The organism is Lysinibacillus sp. TE18511 (genome assembly GCF_054062295.1).
In genome coordinates, this window is the sequence record NZ_JBSSFD010000003.1 from 181,778 (window position 1) to 197,712 (window position 15,935).

Annotated in this window: 17 protein-coding genes; 9 read left to right on the plus strand and 8 right to left on the minus strand. The window is 37.0% G+C overall.

What is annotated here, in order from left to right:
* Positions 1–369: 369 nt before the first annotated feature.
* The 5 genes from ACVWXS_RS03630 to ACVWXS_RS03650 are packed head-to-tail and all read right to left on the minus strand — an operon-like array spanning position 370 to position 4,699.
* Positions 370–1,443: an ABC transporter substrate-binding protein gene (locus ACVWXS_RS03630; RefSeq protein WP_423492340.1), complete on the minus strand. Its 1,074-nt coding sequence runs from the start codon at positions 1,441–1,443 to the stop codon at positions 370–372.
* Positions 1,440–2,237: an ABC transporter permease gene (locus ACVWXS_RS03635; RefSeq protein WP_368636891.1), complete on the minus strand. Its 798-nt coding sequence runs from the start codon at positions 2,235–2,237 to the stop codon at positions 1,440–1,442. The genes ACVWXS_RS03630 and ACVWXS_RS03635 overlap by 4 nt, the downstream gene beginning before the upstream one ends.
* Positions 2,234–3,043, minus strand: coding sequence for an ABC transporter permease (locus ACVWXS_RS03640; RefSeq protein WP_456956118.1), 810 nt, complete (start codon positions 3,041–3,043; stop codon positions 2,234–2,236). The genes ACVWXS_RS03635 and ACVWXS_RS03640 overlap by 4 nt, the downstream gene beginning before the upstream one ends.
* Positions 3,033–4,139: an ABC transporter ATP-binding protein gene (locus ACVWXS_RS03645; RefSeq protein WP_402983943.1), complete on the minus strand. Its 1,107-nt coding sequence runs from the start codon at positions 4,137–4,139 to the stop codon at positions 3,033–3,035. The genes ACVWXS_RS03640 and ACVWXS_RS03645 overlap by 11 nt, the downstream gene beginning before the upstream one ends.
* A gap of 17 nt (positions 4,140–4,156) precedes the next feature.
* On the minus strand, positions 4,157–4,699 hold the full coding sequence (locus ACVWXS_RS03650) for a helix-turn-helix domain-containing protein (protein ID WP_368636889.1): 543 nt from the start codon (positions 4,697–4,699) through the stop codon (positions 4,157–4,159).
* A 405-nt stretch (positions 4,700–5,104) separates the two neighbouring features.
* On the opposite strand from ACVWXS_RS03650, the gene ACVWXS_RS03655 reads away from it, so the two are divergent.
* From ACVWXS_RS03655 to ACVWXS_RS03675, 5 genes are all read left to right on the plus strand, one after another.
* A complete protein-coding gene (locus ACVWXS_RS03655; RefSeq protein WP_368636888.1) occupies positions 5,105–5,647 on the plus strand; it encodes a peroxiredoxin in 543 nt (180 codons plus the stop codon).
* Between the two features lie 183 nt (positions 5,648–5,830).
* Positions 5,831–6,175: a hypothetical protein gene (locus ACVWXS_RS03660; RefSeq protein ID WP_456956121.1), complete on the plus strand. Its 345-nt coding sequence runs from the start codon at positions 5,831–5,833 to the stop codon at positions 6,173–6,175.
* A 123-nt stretch (positions 6,176–6,298) separates the two neighbouring features.
* Complete coding sequence (locus ACVWXS_RS03665; RefSeq protein ID WP_368636887.1) at positions 6,299–6,751, plus strand: TlpA family protein disulfide reductase; 453 nt, start codon at positions 6,299–6,301, stop codon at positions 6,749–6,751.
* Between the two features lie 289 nt (positions 6,752–7,040).
* The gene (locus ACVWXS_RS03670) at positions 7,041–7,703 is read left to right on the plus strand and encodes a potassium channel family protein (protein WP_068983505.1); all 663 of its coding nucleotides are present in this window, start codon (positions 7,041–7,043) and stop codon (positions 7,701–7,703) included.
* 6 nt (positions 7,704–7,709) lie between these two features.
* Positions 7,710–8,189, plus strand: a complete 480-nt coding sequence (locus ACVWXS_RS03675; RefSeq protein ID WP_456956123.1) for a hypothetical protein — start codon at positions 7,710–7,712, stop codon at positions 8,187–8,189.
* Positions 8,190–8,350: 161 nt separating this feature from the next.
* Here ACVWXS_RS03675 and ACVWXS_RS03680 read toward each other — a convergent pair whose 3' ends face one another.
* Complete coding sequence (locus ACVWXS_RS03680; protein WP_368636885.1) at positions 8,351–9,613, minus strand: dicarboxylate/amino acid:cation symporter; 1,263 nt, start codon at positions 9,611–9,613, stop codon at positions 8,351–8,353.
* A 407-nt stretch (positions 9,614–10,020) separates the two neighbouring features.
* Between ACVWXS_RS03680 and ACVWXS_RS03685 the strand changes: the two genes are divergently transcribed.
* Positions 10,021–11,622, plus strand: a complete 1,602-nt coding sequence (locus ACVWXS_RS03685) for an ATP-binding protein (protein WP_456956126.1) — start codon at positions 10,021–10,023, stop codon at positions 11,620–11,622.
* On the plus strand, positions 11,623–12,327 hold the full coding sequence (locus ACVWXS_RS03690; RefSeq protein WP_456956128.1) for a response regulator: 705 nt from the start codon (positions 11,623–11,625) through the stop codon (positions 12,325–12,327). It begins immediately after the preceding gene.
* Between the two features lie 241 nt (positions 12,328–12,568).
* On the opposite strand, the gene ACVWXS_RS03695 is transcribed toward ACVWXS_RS03690, so the two are convergent.
* Positions 12,569–12,847 (minus strand): hypothetical protein, encoded by a 279-nt coding sequence (locus tag ACVWXS_RS03695; RefSeq protein ID WP_456956130.1) that lies wholly within the window; start codon positions 12,845–12,847, stop codon positions 12,569–12,571.
* Positions 12,848–13,075: 228 nt separating this feature from the next.
* Between ACVWXS_RS03695 and ACVWXS_RS03700 the strand changes: the two genes are divergently transcribed.
* Both ACVWXS_RS03700 and ACVWXS_RS03705 read left to right on the plus strand, forming a co-directional pair.
* The gene (locus ACVWXS_RS03700; RefSeq protein ID WP_456956132.1) at positions 13,076–14,041 is read left to right on the plus strand and encodes a S66 family peptidase; all 966 of its coding nucleotides are present in this window, start codon (positions 13,076–13,078) and stop codon (positions 14,039–14,041) included.
* Positions 14,042–14,061: 20 nt separating this feature from the next.
* On the plus strand, positions 14,062–14,562 hold the full coding sequence (locus tag ACVWXS_RS03705; protein ID WP_456956134.1) for an N-acetyltransferase family protein: 501 nt from the start codon (positions 14,062–14,064) through the stop codon (positions 14,560–14,562).
* 100 nt (positions 14,563–14,662) lie between these two features.
* Here ACVWXS_RS03705 and ACVWXS_RS03710 read toward each other — a convergent pair whose 3' ends face one another.
* Positions 14,663–15,235 carry a GNAT family N-acetyltransferase gene (locus ACVWXS_RS03710; protein WP_456956136.1) on the minus strand — a complete coding sequence of 191 codons (573 nt, stop codon included), beginning with the start codon at positions 15,233–15,235 and terminating at the stop codon, positions 14,663–14,665.
* Positions 15,236–15,935 lie beyond the last annotated feature (700 nt).

The window sequence follows — 15,935 nt, forward strand, 5'->3', positions numbered from 1 at the left end:
CCTTTGCTATTGACTAGAAGTCTGAAATAAGGGAATTGGCTACTGATCACCCTCACTGCTTTAGCCTTGGAAGGTATTTGTAGTTTCCTGACCGTTCAAAGTCAACTGACTGCCAAGCCTTGAAGCAAACACTGATGGGGGAATAGCGAACTTTTCGGCAAAACTGTCGGGCATTTATTCTCATCTAAACTAGCAAAAAGCTGTTCTCGACGTTAGTAACGTGAGAACAGCTTTAACACTGACTTGCATCGGTAAAAACGCCACGTCCTGTGGCATTACCGAAATGACCGACATCGTGTCGGCCCTCGTGCAGGCCTAAGCACAAAGTCGATTCCTGACGCAATTATGCCGAGGCATAATTGATAGAGGTTATCGAATACTCATTTTAAATTCTAAAAACAGTTCATTGTATTTACCTAAATAATCAGGGCCTAAGTTTTTATAAACTTCTAATGTTTTACGTTGTTCTTCAGAAGGATAGAAACGCTCATCAGATACAACTTCCGGATCCATTAATTTCATTGCTGCAATATTTGGAGTAGAGTAGCCTACGAAATCAGCATTTTTAGCGCCTGTTTCGGCTTTCAGCATAAAGTTAATGAAGGCATGTGCACCATCTATATTTTTCGAAGTTTTTGGAATGACCATATTATCAAACCATAAGTTCGAACCTTCTTCTGGTACAGCAAAGTTTAGCTCTTCGTTCTCGGACATCATGTCAGCTGCTTGACCAGACCAAGTGAGTGCCACAACTGCTTCATTTTTAATCATTAGCGGTGTAATTTCATCCCCGATAATGGCTTTGACATTTGGTGCTAACGTAATGAGTTTATCAGTAGCTTCACGTAGCTCATGGTCATTTAAAGTGTTAAGTGAGTAACCAAGATTGTTTAAGCCCATACCGATTACCTCACGTGCGCCGTCTACTAAAAAGACTTTACGTTTTAACGAAGGGTCCCATAAGTCATCCCAAGATGAGAAGTCCAGATTGCCAACAAGCTTAGGATTATAGACAACGCCAACTGTGCCCCAGAAATATGGTACGGAATATGTGTTGTCTTCATCAAATGGTAAGTCTAAAAAATAAGGATCGATATTTTTTATATTCGGGATTTTTGTTTTATCTAAAGGAATAAGTAAGTTTTCTTCCTTCATTTTTTCAATCATATATTCAGAAGGTATTGCAATATCGTAAGCCGTACCACCTTGTTTAATTTTTGTCATCATCGCTTCATTGGAATCAAACGTCTCGTAAATGACATGAATACCTGTTTCTTTTTCAAATTGCTTTAGCAAATCAGGATCAATATATTCTCCCCAGTTAAAGATCGTTAATGTATTTTTCCCACTTTTTCCACCACCAGCACTCAAGGCATCAGCAGCGTAAAATAAAAGGGCGGAAACGACAAGTATAGCGATAGTAGCTTGAATTAATTGCTTCATTGTTGGCCCTCCGTTCTTTTACTAGTGCGGCTTGTGATGAAATAATAGCCAATTACGACGATCACCGTAACAAAGAATACTAAACCAGAAAGTGCATTAATAGTTAAGGAAATGCCGGCGCGAGCCATAGAGTAAATTTCAACAGATAATGTGCTGAAACCGTTACCTGTCACGAAAAACGTTACCGCGAAATCATCTAGAGAATACGTTAAGGCAAGGAAGAACCCTGCAAAAATACCAGGCTTAATATACGGTAAAATAACACGCATCATGACATCTTTTTTCGTCGCCCCTAAATCTAATGCAGCGTCGATTAATGATTTATTCATTTCTAACAGTTTAGGTAAGACCATCAATACAACAATTGGAACACTAAATGCTACATGTGCTAATAACACAGAAGCAAAGCCTAGTTTAACACCAATCATTGTAAATAAAATTAAAAAGCTTGCACCAATAATGACGTCTGGGCTAACAATTAATACATTGTTTAAAGAAAGTAATGTATTACGCATTCTTGAATTCTTAACAGTGACAATGCCAATGGCTCCTAGCGTCCCAATGATTGTAGAGATCAATGCCGAAAGTAATGCCACAATCACTGTATTAATTAGAATAACGAGTAGACGAGAATCCTCAAAGACAGCTTTATAATGTTCTAACGTAAAGGACTCAAAATTATTCATTGATCCGCCACTATTAAATGAATAAAAGATTAAATAGAAGATAGGTGCATACAAGACGATAAAAACAATCGCTAAATACACTTTTGCTGATGCTGATAGTTTTTTCATCGTACGCGACCTCCTTTATCCTTTTGCCCCGTAATTAACATAATAATTACCATGAATAAAATTAAGAAAACGGCAATTGTTGAACCCATTCCCCAGTTTTGGGTAACAAGGAATTGTTGTTCAATAGCTGTACCAAGTGTAATGACACGGTTTCCTGCAATTAAACGAGTAATCATGAAGAGTGATAATGCAGGGATAAATACAACTTGAATACCTGATTTTACACCGTCCATTGTTAGAGGCAACACAACGCGACGGAATGTAGTAAAGGCAGATGCTCCTAAATCACGTGCCGCGTAGACAAGAGTTGGATTTAAACGATCTAATGAGTTGAAAATCGGTAAAATCATAAATGGAATAAAAATATAAACGGATACAAACACAAAACTAATGTCAGTAAATAACATTTGCTTCGGATCAAAACCAAACACTTTGATAAATGCATTGATCGGGCCGTACAAGCCGAAAATCCCGATAAAAGCATATGTTTTTAACAAAAGATTAATCCAAGAAGGAATAATAATTAGTAAAAGCCAAAGCTGCTTATGTTTTGTTTTAGTTAAAAAATAGGCTGTTGGATACGAAATAAGTAATGTAAAGAACGTAATTAAAAACGCATACCAGAATGAGCTTAATGTCATTTTTAAATAAACAGAAGTAAAGAACGCTTTATAGTTATCGAGCGTGAAATTGCCATGTATATCTAGTAGGGAATAGTAAACAACAAGTGCAATCGGGGCGATAACAAACAATGCAATCCATAAAACATATGGAAATAAAGCTGATTTAGATGTCTTAGTTTGCATCTTCGTCGTCTCCATACGCTTCTAAACGTTTATCGAACTCTTCTTCTGTCTCATTTAAACGCATAACATGAATGGCTTCTGGATCAAAGTCTAAGCCAATTTCTGTCCCTACTTCAGCTTTTTTCAATGAATGCACGAGCCACTCATTTCCTTCTTTGTCGTACGTGGATAATTCATAATGCACCCCGCGGAACAATTGAGTATCAACTTTTACAACAAGTTTGCCTTTTTCGATTGTTGTCATTTCTAAATCCTCTGGGCGAATGACAATATCAATTTTTTCGTTTGGCTTCATCCCTTGGTCGACACATTCAAAAACTTTACCGGCAAATTCTACTTTAAAATCTTCAATCATGACGCCAGGAACAATATTTGATTCTCCAATAAAATCAGCAACGAAGCGGTTAATTGGCTCATCATAAATATCTACTGGTGTACCTGATTGTTGAATTTCACCTTCGCTTAAGACAAATATCTCATCACTCATGGCAAGCGCTTCTTCTTGGTCATGTGTAACAAACACAAATGTTTTCCCAAGTCGTTGCTGTAATTCTCGTAGCTCATACTGCATTTCTGTACGTAGCTTTAAATCTAATGCGGAAAGAGGCTCATCTAGTAAAATTACTTCAGGATCATTGACAATCGCACGAGCAATAGCAACACGTTGACGTTGACCACCAGACATCTCAGAAATTTCACGATTACCATAGCCTGCTAGGTTTACGAATTTTAATGCCTCAGCAACACGATCTTTAATTTCACTTTCAGGAAGTTTTTTAATGCGAAGTCCAAATGCGACATTTTCAAAAACATCTAGATGAGGAAACAGTGCATAATCCTGAAAAACTGTGTTTACTTGGCGCTCATTTGCTGGCACTAAGTTGATTTTTTTATCGTGAAAATAGATATCTCCTGTTGTCGGTTCTGTAAAACCAGCAATAATACGTAAAATTGTTGTTTTACCACAACCAGAAGGACCTAGTAATGTGTAGAATTTCCCTTTTTCTAGCTCCAAGTTAATGTTTTTTAAGACGACCGTGCCGTCATTATAGGACTTTGAAACATTTTCAAAGCGGATAATTGAATTCGTTGTCATAGATGCGCCTCCTTAAGCTATAAATATGAATCCGTTGCGACAAGTAAAATTTTTGTTTCTGCAGCATGTGCGTTAAAAATTTGGTGATGATCTGCCGCATCAAAATAGAGAGCATTGCCTTCGCTTGCTATATACTGTTCATTCCCCAAAACGAGTCGAATGCGCCCTTTCACAACATAAATAAATGTTTCTGAGAGCGATGGCTCAAACTGTTTGAACTCGCCATCAGCAGCAAGTGTCAAGAATATTGGCTCCATCTCTTTTTCGTTTGATGTCGGAATAAGCCATTGGATTTCATATTTTTTTTCTTCGTCCGTATAAGTGGATTGATCTTCTTCTGTATATACAACCTTTTGTTCAGGTGCTTCATCATCGAAAAATTCCTTTGGTGTTGACCCTAAAACCTCTAATATTGAAAATAGCGTTTCAATGGAAGGAGAATTAAGATCACGTTCTAATTGTGAAATATACCCCTTACTTAAATCTGTACGTTCTCCAAGTTCCTCTTGGGTAAGACCTTTTTTTAAACGAAGCGCTTTAATTTTTGCTCCTATTTGCATCTTTTCCCTCCTAGAAGAAGTTTAGCAATCATAAACTTTTGAAATATGAAGTTTACTTTAACGAAACTTTTAGTTTACTAAAACCATTACAATTATACATAATAATGACGAATTTGCAATTGTTTTTTATGAAAAAAAGTAGATAAAATTGTTAGAAATTATACATAAATGACGCGTACAAAAATTTTGTTGATTCTAGAATAAAATTGTTAATAATAGCTAATAAATAGGCTGTAGTAGCCATTCCACTTGGGAAATTGACGAAAATTTGTCAGATAATTTCAAACTTGTACTTTAGTGAAGCTTACTTGTTTGAAAAACTACGATTACTCTGCTATCGTAGAAGACGAGTTCGCTGGTGCGGATGGAATATATACACTACATATTTAATCGGAGGGATTTATTATGGCAGAACGCATGGTAGGTAAACAAGCACCTAACTTTACAATGGAAGCAGTACTTCCAGACAAATCTTTTGGCAAAGTATCATTAGAAGACATGAAAGCACAAGACAAATGGACAGTTTTATTCTTCTATCCAATGGACTTCACTTTCGTATGTCCAACAGAAATCACTGCAATGAGCGATCGTTACGATGAGTTCGAAGACTTAGATGCAGAAGTAATCGGTGTTTCTACTGATACAATCCACACACACTTAGCTTGGATTAACACTGACCGCACTAAAAATGGTCTTGGTGAGTTAAAATATCCATTAGCAGCAGATACAAATCACCAAATTTCAAAAGATTATGGTGTATTAATTGAAGAAGAAGGTATCGCACTACGCGGCTTATTCATCATCAACCCAGAAGGCGAATTAAAATACCAAACTGTATTCGATAACAACATCGGCCGTGATGTAGACGAAACTTTACGTGTACTTCAAGCTTTACAAACTGGTGGTCTTTGCCCAGCAAACTGGCGTCCAGGTCAAGCAACTCTATAATTTAAGTAGAGTTTTTATGTCAGGCATTGAACTGAATTCGAGGCTTGGCGAAATTGATCATTCAAAAATAAAGAGTCCCCACAGCAAGTTTGTGGGGATTTTTTAAACTTGATATAGAAAAAGGTTCATCACCAAAAATTGTGGATGACTTTTGTTAAAACGTCTACTATGTAAATAAGTTGATTGGAGTGGAGGCTGGGCGACTCCTTGGGGATTAGCGATAGGGGAACGAAGGCTAAAACCATCACGTCCTGTGATAACGCCTTCGTGACCAACATCGGTGCTGCTGCCGCTACGCTTTCGCGCAAAAAACATCTGTTGGCCCGAGACCCTGCAGCGAAGCGGATGTTTTCTGTGCGAAAGCGCAGTGCTAACGTAGCGACAGCAACAATGTTTTATCTGTGCGAAAGCGAAGCGGCAGCAACAATGTTTTATCTGTGCGAAAGCGAAGCGGCAGCAACAACAAAAGCGGCTCATCGGACGCCCCCAGGAAGCTTTGCTCTGTGCGAAAGCGTAGTGCTAACGTAGCGGCAGCAACAAATGTTTTCATGTAGCGAAAGCAAAGCGACAGCTACAAAGCGCCCAGCCGGAACGGAAATCAACCACACGTTTTGATGATAGTCCTAGAAAAAGGAAAAAGGAGAATGTTTTATGAAACTTCGTGAACAAATGCCAGAACTTGTAGGTGCAACTACTTGGCTAAACGGTGAAGTAACAAAAGCGGACGTTGTAGGCGAAAAACCAACTTTAATTCATTTTTGGTCAGTTAGTTGCCATTTATGTAAAGAAGCAATGCCAGATGTGAACAATTTCCGTGATCAATATAAAGACGAGTTAAATGTTATCGCTGTGCATATGCCACGCTCTGAGGAAGATACAGATTTAGAGACAATCAAATCTGTAGCAGCTGAGCATGATATCGTACAACCAATCTTTGTCGATAGCGAATTGAAGCTAACAGATGCATTTGAAAATCAATACGTACCTGCGTATTTTGTCTTCGATAAAGATGGTCAGCTTCGTCACATGCAAGCTGGTGGTAGCGGTATGAAAATGCTTGAAAAGCGTGTGAATCGCGTTTTAGATGAAATGCGCAACGCTTAAATAATATGATTAAAAGGCGGGGATCAATAATTCCTCGTCTTTTTTATGTGAAAATACAAATTCACTTACCATTACGGTTGTGATGTGACCCGCTCGGATCCAAACGTGATCTGAGCGAAAAAGGGACCAAGCTGCTCGGATCCAGATGTCACCTGAGCGAAAAGTGAATCAACCCGAGCATCCCTTTAAAGATGTCATTTCTTGACGAATAGTCGTTGGCTTTGACGATACATATAGCAGAGAATAAGTTACAATAATGGTATAGTAATTTTCGGAGGGGTTTTTAATGATGAAAAAAGAGTTTGCTGTCATTGGACTTGGACGTTTCGGAGGAAGCATTGTTCGCGAATTAATGAGTCAAGGCGCACAAGTTATGGCGATCGATCATTCCTCAGAGCGGGTGGACGAGTTTGCTTCTATTGCCACACAGGCCGTTATCGCAGATTCGACGGATGAATCGGTTTTAAATTCATTAGGTATTCGTAATTTTGAGCACGTTATCGTAGCGATTGGTGAAAATATTCAGGCTAGTATTTTGACGACCATAATTTTAAAAGAAATCGGTGTTCAGCAGATAACTGTAAAAGCTCAGAATGACTACCATGAAAAAGTACTACGCAAAATAGGTGCCGATTTTGTCGTTCATCCTGAGCGTGATATGGGGATACGTATTGCCAATAATATGTTGTCCAATACAGTGCTTGATTATTTAGAGCTTTCAGATGAACATTCAATTATGGAGATTAAGGCCAACGATACGATTGCAGGTTACTCGGTTATGGATTTAGATATTCGTGCAAAGTACGGGATTAATATTGTAGGCATTAAGCGTGGTGCAGATATTATCGTATCTCCGCAGGCGAGTGATAAAATTTTGCTAGGAGATATTATGCTTGTCATTGGTGCTGATGTAGATATTAATCGCTTTGTCAAAAAGGTATTGAATGGGTAATGAAAAATGAATAAACGAAGATGGAAATTAGTCATATTTGCTGCGATTATACTTATTGGGGCTTTTACTTTGCAGTTTCGTGAGAAAAATGAGGAAGAGGCTATTTCACATATTTTAGATCAGGCAACAGAAATTGATGCCATTGAGCTATTAAAAGGAGAGCAATCCTTATATAGGACGACAGATCAAGATGCAACAGCTTATAGTGAAAAAAATCCTCTAAGCCATGTCAAAAAACTAAGCCAAAAAGAAAGAGCGATATTTGAAGAAAAGCCAGTCTATCATATCGTCTACGAAATTAAAGGTGAGCCTTTATATGAGGTGGATATTTTAAAGGTAGCGATTAGCTCGGAGCTAAGTGAAGAATTACAACAGATGGTTTTTAATGTTGGAGATCAGCAATATTTAATATACTGGACAAAAGAGAAAAAAGCACTTGAACAATCAGCAAATACGCAGCGCTTGCTTGAACAATATGGAAAATAAAAAAGGGTAGTGATACAGCAACCAAGCTGTCTTCACTACCTTTTCTTATTGTGAAGGGAACTATAGATTTTTTACCTGTTGATGACCTAGAGCATCGTCTAGGCTTCAAACGCTACATCCTTGAGGTCGCCTTGATCCCACTGGCACAAGTGGGGAGGCGCCTAGGAAACAATAGTAGTTTTTCCTTGAAGTGCACGTTCTTGCATTTCTACGTCAAACTCTTTTTCGGATTTTGAAACGACTACACAAGCTACACCGTTACCAATTAAGTTTGTTACGGCACGTGCTTCGGACATGAAGCGATCAACACCAATTAGTAGCGCAATCCCTTCTACTGGAATTATTGGGAAGGCAGCAAGTGTCGCTGCTAATGTGATAAAACCAGATCCTGTTACACCAGCTGCACCTTTAGATGTAATCATTAAAATCCCAAGAAGTGTAATGATTTGAACCCATGTCAATTCCATTCCGTATGCTTGTGCAATGAATAGTGCAGCCATTGATAGATAGATGGAAGTGCCATCAAGATTGAAGGAATAACCTGTTGGTACTACTAATCCAACTACTTGCTTTGAACAACCGAAATTTTCCAACTTACGCATCATCGAAGGTAAAGCAGATTCAGATGATGATGTACCGATTACTAAGAAAATTTCCTCTTTAATATAAGCGATGAATTTGAAAATGTTAAAGCCGAAGAATTTTGCAATTGTGCCTAAAACAATGACTACGAATAAGAACATTGTAATATATACCGCCGCCATTAATAGACCTAAGTTGCTTAACGATTTCAACCCAAAATTACCAATCGTATAGGCCATTGCACCAAATGCACCAATTGGTGATATTTTCATTACCATACTTACGATTTTGAAGAAAATTTCTGCCACTTGTTCAAAAAATGTAATGACAGGTTTTGCAGGTGCACCAATAGAAGCAGCCGCTAAACCGAACAATATTGCAGAGAATAACACTGGAAGTAATTGTCCTGTTGCAAGCGCACCTACTACGTTTTCAGGAATAATGCTAGAGATGAAAGCACCTAAGCCTTGCTCAGTCTCTGAGGCAGCCGTAGTATATTTTGAAATGTCAGTTTCGGCAGCACCTGATGTATCTAATCCTGTACCTGGGCTAACAATCATTGCAACAGCAATCCCGATCGCTAAGGCAATAGTAGAGACAATCTCGAAGTACAGCAGCGCCTTACCTCCGATTTTCCCTACCTTTTTCATATCTCCCATACTCCCGATTCCGATTACAACCGTTAAGAAGATGATTGGAGCGATTAACATTTTAATTAATTTAATGAATAAGTCTGCTAAAATTTTAAGACTTGCACCAAACTCAGGGAAGATAGCTCCGACAATAATCCCTAAAATGATCGCAGCTATAACCTGAACAGTCAAATTTTTCAGTAATTTCATTTTATGCTACCTCGTTTCTAAATTTTCTTTTTGATATCGTTTTCACTAGAATTATCATAGCGAATCCTTTTTAAAAAAAGAGATTTAGAAAATAAGAAACATATCGTTCATTAAGTATATTTTTTCAGTAAATTAAAAGAAATGTAGTGTTCTCAATTATTTTTACTGTTATGGTACTATTAAAACAATTTATTATTGTTATAATACAAAAATAATAAATGATTGAAAATTCCGTTTTATAGCACTTTTTTGTAATATTGTTCATTAAGTTCATGATTTTCTCTTACTTATGTCAACTAAAAGTGTTGTCAAAAGAATTTTTTGAAGATAATCTTAAAAGCATATCAATCATTAGTAGAAGTGTGTATTTTAGTGCAAATGCAGATGGGAAAGGAATGAATCTTTAAATGATGAAAATGCCCGTAAACGGCAAAATACTGTTAGTGACATTTTTAATCATTGCATTCTCCTTTTTACTTGGTGGCATTTTTGTGCTTGGTAATCTATTAACTGAGCAAGAAAAGGATTATGGTCAGCGTGCTATGCTCGTTGCAGGGACTGTATCGAATGTGCCAGAGATTAGTATACATTTGAAAAATGACAATATTAAAGAAGCGGCGAAAAATGTCAATAAAATTGTAGATGGTATTCGTGTTGTTAATAAAGCAGAGTATATTGTTGTGATGAATATGGATCGTATTAAACTATCACACCCAGTCCGTAAAGAAATAGGGAAACGTAGTGAATCACAGGATTTAAACGCTGCCTTTAGTGAGCATTATTATGTATCGAAGGCGCAAGGAGAAGCCGGTGTCATGATTCGGGCTTTTGTCCCTATCATTGATGATAAAAAAGAACAAGTTGGCATTGTTGTTGTAGGGTACTCACTGCCAACTTTTAAAGAAATATTGCAAAATTATGAACGTGACATCGTTATTACTATTCTCATATCACTTGTTTTTAGTATTTGGGGGGCATACACACTTGGTCGACATATTAAAAAGCAGATGTTTGGGCTTGAACCTCATGAGATTGCCAAAATGTATGTAGAACGAACAGAAACGTTCAATGCTATGCATGAAGGCATTATAGCGGTTGATAAGGAAATGAATATTACAATTTTTAATGAAAAAGCAGCTGATATATTAGGTGTTACTAGAAAGATAGAGGAGTGTATCGGTGAAAAGATTTACGATGTTTTGCCTGACACACGATTGCCTGAAATTGTTGAAACGGCAACGCCTGTATACAATCAAGAGTTATACATAAATCATCATAGTATTTTGAGTAATCGAGTTCCGATTATTGTAAATGGTGAGCTAGTCGGTGCCGTTGCCATGTTTAAAGATTTAACAGCAGTGAAAAAGCTGGCGGAAGAGGTAACAGGTGTTAAAGCTTTTGTTCAAGCACTGCGCGTACAAACACATGAGCATAAAAATAAACTTCATACGATTGCAGGGCTTCTACAATTGGGACATACGAAGCAAGCACTTGAATATGTTACAGCTACTACCGAAAATGAAGCCTCGTTAACGAAGTTTTTGAATGAACGCTTTCATAATGAAAATATTTCAGGATTATTGCTAAGTAAAGTTAGTTATGGCAAGGAATTAGGTATACAAGTAGAAATTGATCGAAAAAGTCATTTTAAACGTTTTCCACCTCTATTAGATCATCACGATTTTGTTGTCCTGTTAGGGAATTTAATTGAAAATGCTTTTGAAGCGCTAAATGTTCTTTCCAAGGAGGATAAATATGTAGCGATTTCTGTAGATGAGCATGACAATGTGTTAGCAATTGCTGTTTCTGATAATGGAATTGGGATGTCTGAAGAGGTGCAAGCGCGTATGTTTGAAAATGGATTTTCTACGAAGGCAAGTGAGAATCGCGGAATTGGCTTGCATTTAATACATGAAATTGTTAGGAAAGGCGATGGCGATATCGAGGTAGTAAGTGAATTTATGAAAGGGACAAGTTTCTTAATCTTATTTGAGTTAGGAGGAGAATAGATGGATGTATTTAAAGTGTTATTAATTGAAGATGATCCGATGGTACGAGAAGTGAACAGGCAATTTATTGAACAAATTAATGGATTTTCATTAATAGGCTATGCTAGCAATGGGATTGAGGGGATTGAGAAGATTAAGCAATTAAAACCTGAGCTTGTCTTTATGGATGTTTTTATGCCTGAGCAGGATGGCATTATTACGCTTGGGAAAATACGCGAAGAACATCTTCCTGTTGATGTTATTGCTGTCACTGCAGCGAACGATATGCCAACTGTGCAACGGATTTTACACTTAGGTGTCTACGATTATATTATGAAGCCATTTACGTTTGAACGAATTGAGCAAACTTTAAAGGATTATCAGGCGTATAAAAAGAAAATAAGTGGCATGCAAGATTTAACTCAACATGATGTTGATCATCTAATGCAGCAACGTATTCCTGTGCAAGTAGCTGCTCCTCCAGTAACTGGAGCAATACTAATTGACGTGCTACCAAAGGGTTTTAACCGTGCAACCTTAGACAAGGTACTTGCCTATATTCAAGAAAGGAACGAGGCAGTATCAGCGGAAGAAGTGTCCAACTTCATTGGAACGGCCCGTGTAACAGCTCGACGTTACTTGGATTTTTTAGAAAAACAAAGTTTATTAAAGGTGGATATACAATATGGAAGTGTGGGACGTCCTATCCATCGATATTATATATAGAGAATGAGCGTACCTATGAGTATTGAATAAAGGGTACGTTTTTTTCTTGATGTCGATATTTTTAAAAAGTTGAGCGATAAAGCGCTGAAAAGTATCGATAAATGACTGAAAAGTATCGATAAATCTTAAAAAGTCTCGATAAATCTCAAAATTGTTTCGATAAATCTCTCAATATTGCTTCTTGTCGTTTGCTTGAAAAATTAGGTATGCAAAAATACAGGAAAGATTCGGTCATGAACAATTAAAATATGCAGATTTTTGGGTGCTGAAGTATATAGCGTATCAGAAAGAAATCTTCATTGCCGTTTACAATGGCACAAATCACGCGATTAATTGGCAAAAAGAGAAAATAAGTTGCCAGGATGTCTCGCTCCGCTTGGGAGGAACGCTGAAACGCTGATAAAAGAGCCAGAATCGCTGATAAAACCTCAAACATCGCTGATAAAAGAGCTAGAATCGCTGATAAAACCTCAAACATCGCTGATAAAAGAGCCAGAATCGCTGATAAAACCTCAAACAACAACCCCGATAAACGACAAATGAATGTGGTATTCCGATCCACACGTTATGATAATTAGCTAAAAAATGTAATTTTACATTTGATTTTCCATAATAGCTTTGTGATAATAGAGAAAATTCAAACTTCTTTCAGCAGAAGTCTCCCACCCCTATAGGTGGAGAGATGAATGCGGGAATAAGTTACTTTTCAGAGAGTGTCCAAGAAACTAATTAGGGGGAGGGAGCAAGTTTGCATATTCCGAATAAATTAATAGTAGGCGATGAGATACGTGTTATCGCACCTAGTCGTAGTGCAGCAATCATAACAGAAGAAGGCGTTGAACAAACAAAGAAAATACTTGAAGAGTTAGGCTTTACTGTATCCTATGGGCGTCATATTTTTGAATGTGATCTTCAACAATCTTCCTCAATTGAGCATCGAGTTTCTGATATTCATGATGCCTTCCAAGATAATCATGTGAAGGCTGTCTTAACGGTTATTGGTGGTTTCAATTCTAGTGAAATATTACCCTATCTAAATTATGAAATGATAGCAAATAACCCAAAAATACTTTGTGGTTTCAGTGATATTACAGCTTTAGCAACCGCTATTACAAAAAAATGTGGATTTGTTACGTATTCGGGGCCACATTTTTCTAGCTTTCTTATGGAACAAGCACAAGACTATCAGCTATCATATTTTCAAAAATGCTTAATGGAAAATAAGCCATATACGATTAAAGCATCAAGCATTTGGAGCGATGATGCATGGTATTTAGATCAACATAATCGTCATTTTGAAGCGGCTAGCTGGAAGGTATATTCTGAAGGAGAAGCAAGTGGGCAATTATTTGGCGGAAATTTATGTACATTAAATCTACTTCAAGGTACCCCGTATATGCCTGATTTATCGAATAGTATTTTATTTTTAGAGGATGATGAACTAGTTACTCCAGAAATATTTGCTCGTGATTTTACCTCATTATTACAAGCTACTACTAATATTAAAGGTATTGCGATAGGGCGCTTTCAAAGAGCTTCTAAAATGACAGAGGAACAACTACATTTTATGTTAGATAAACATCCAACTTTAAGAAGAATTCCAGTTATCTATGATGTGGATTTTGGACATACACAGCCGATCTTTACATTCCCTATTGGTGGAACAATTCAAATGAACACGAAAGATTTCATGATACATGTCACTAAATTTTAGATAGAAAGGGTGCGATAAAAATGTTTATAAGGGAAGCAAAAATAGAAGATGCTGAACAGATCGTGGCTGTTATCAAAAATGCGGAAGAGTCTAATTTTATGTTATTCGCGCCAGGCGAACGACAGTTAGAAGCTGAACAATTTACTAGATTTATTGAGAATATTTACAAAAACAATCATTCAGCATTATTTATAGCTGAAATAGATCAGACAGTGGTCGGTTATTTAATTGTTCAAGGGAGTACACCATCTAGACTTTCACATCGAGCCTATATTGTCGTAGGTATCCACAGTGATTTTAGAGGAAGAAAAATTGGCACTGCATTATTTGGCCACTTAGACAATTGGGCAAAAGAGAAGGGCATGCATCGCTTGGAACTTACAGTAATGGTGAATAATATTGCAGGCATAGCCTTATATAAAAAAATGGGATTTGAAGTTGAAGGGACTAAAAGACATTCACTATATGTTGATGGTGAATATATGGATGAGTATTACATGTCAAAATTATTGAACGTTTAAGAATCACAAGTCGAATTAAAAGTACTACTTATACAATTGCGAAAATAACTATTGTACGAGGCTTGATTGTAAACTAAATAAGTAGAGCCTTGTTGGATTTTCAGCAAGGCTCAATCTTTGTAAAATAATCATTGTCAATAATAGCATACATTTTCACATTTTGATGATTACCCTTAACAAACATACTTTTTCGTAACAGACCCTCATAAAGCATACCCGATTTTTCCATTACTTTTTGGGAACCGATATTTTCCTCAAAGCACCGTGCTTGGATTCGAGCTAACTTTAATTCGTTAAATCCATAGTCAATTAATTTTTTTGCTGCCTCAGTCGTAATTCCTTGATTCCAATATTCTTCAGAAAGAACGTAGCCAATCTCCGCAAATTTATGCAGGTCATTCATTGAAACAAAGTCGATCGTGCCAATCAATTTCTGCTCATATTCAATGCCCCATAATAGGTGTTTGCCTTGTTTATACCCGTTTAAAATTAATTCAATAAACTCTTTTGTATCGGCAAAACTTTTATGTGGCTCCCATGTAACAAAGCGTGCTACATTTTCGCTGGAAGCATAATTAAACATTGCCTCTAAATCATTTAATGAAATCGGCCTTAATGTTAGTCTTGCAGTTTTTAAAACAGGTATGGTTTGTTTAAAAACGTTGTCGCTCATAAAACTCCCCCTTTATTTGTGAAAGCATTTTAGTGTATATTATTATAACAATATTTGTAAATTATTGTTAAGCTTTTTATTTGATAGTGAGAGGGGAGAAGCTCGTTTAGTAGTTTGTAATCTATATTCAAAAGCGTTCACTTATAAATTCGATGATTTTAAACATACGCTTCGTTGTTTGGTGAAATATGTGGATATGTTAAGGTTTTATTGAGATGATGAAAAAGTGCGGAAATTCAAAGCAATGCACTATTATGGACTTACATTGTTAAAAAAGTTTGCTCTAGTGATAGGTGAGATATTTAGAAGGGGCTATCTATTTAGCTATTATTCGTGAATTTTTATATTATTGTAGCATTAAAAATGAGTACTTATCACCGAATGTTTGGATGACATTTTGATAAAACGTATGTCATGTGGATAAGTTGATTGGAGTGGAGACTGGGCGACTCCTTGGGGATTAGCGATAGAGGAACGAAGGCTAAAAGCATCACGTCCTGTGATAACGCCTTCGTGACCTACATCGTGTAGGCCCAAGCGGCTCATCGGACGCCCCCAGGAAGCTTTGCTCTGTGCGAAAGCGAAGCGTCAGCAACAAAACGCCCAGTCGTAACGGAAATCAACCCACGTTACGGTGATGAGTCATAAAAATTATAAATAATGTAGTTTGTATAAATGACGATCGTGCTCCATCGAAATA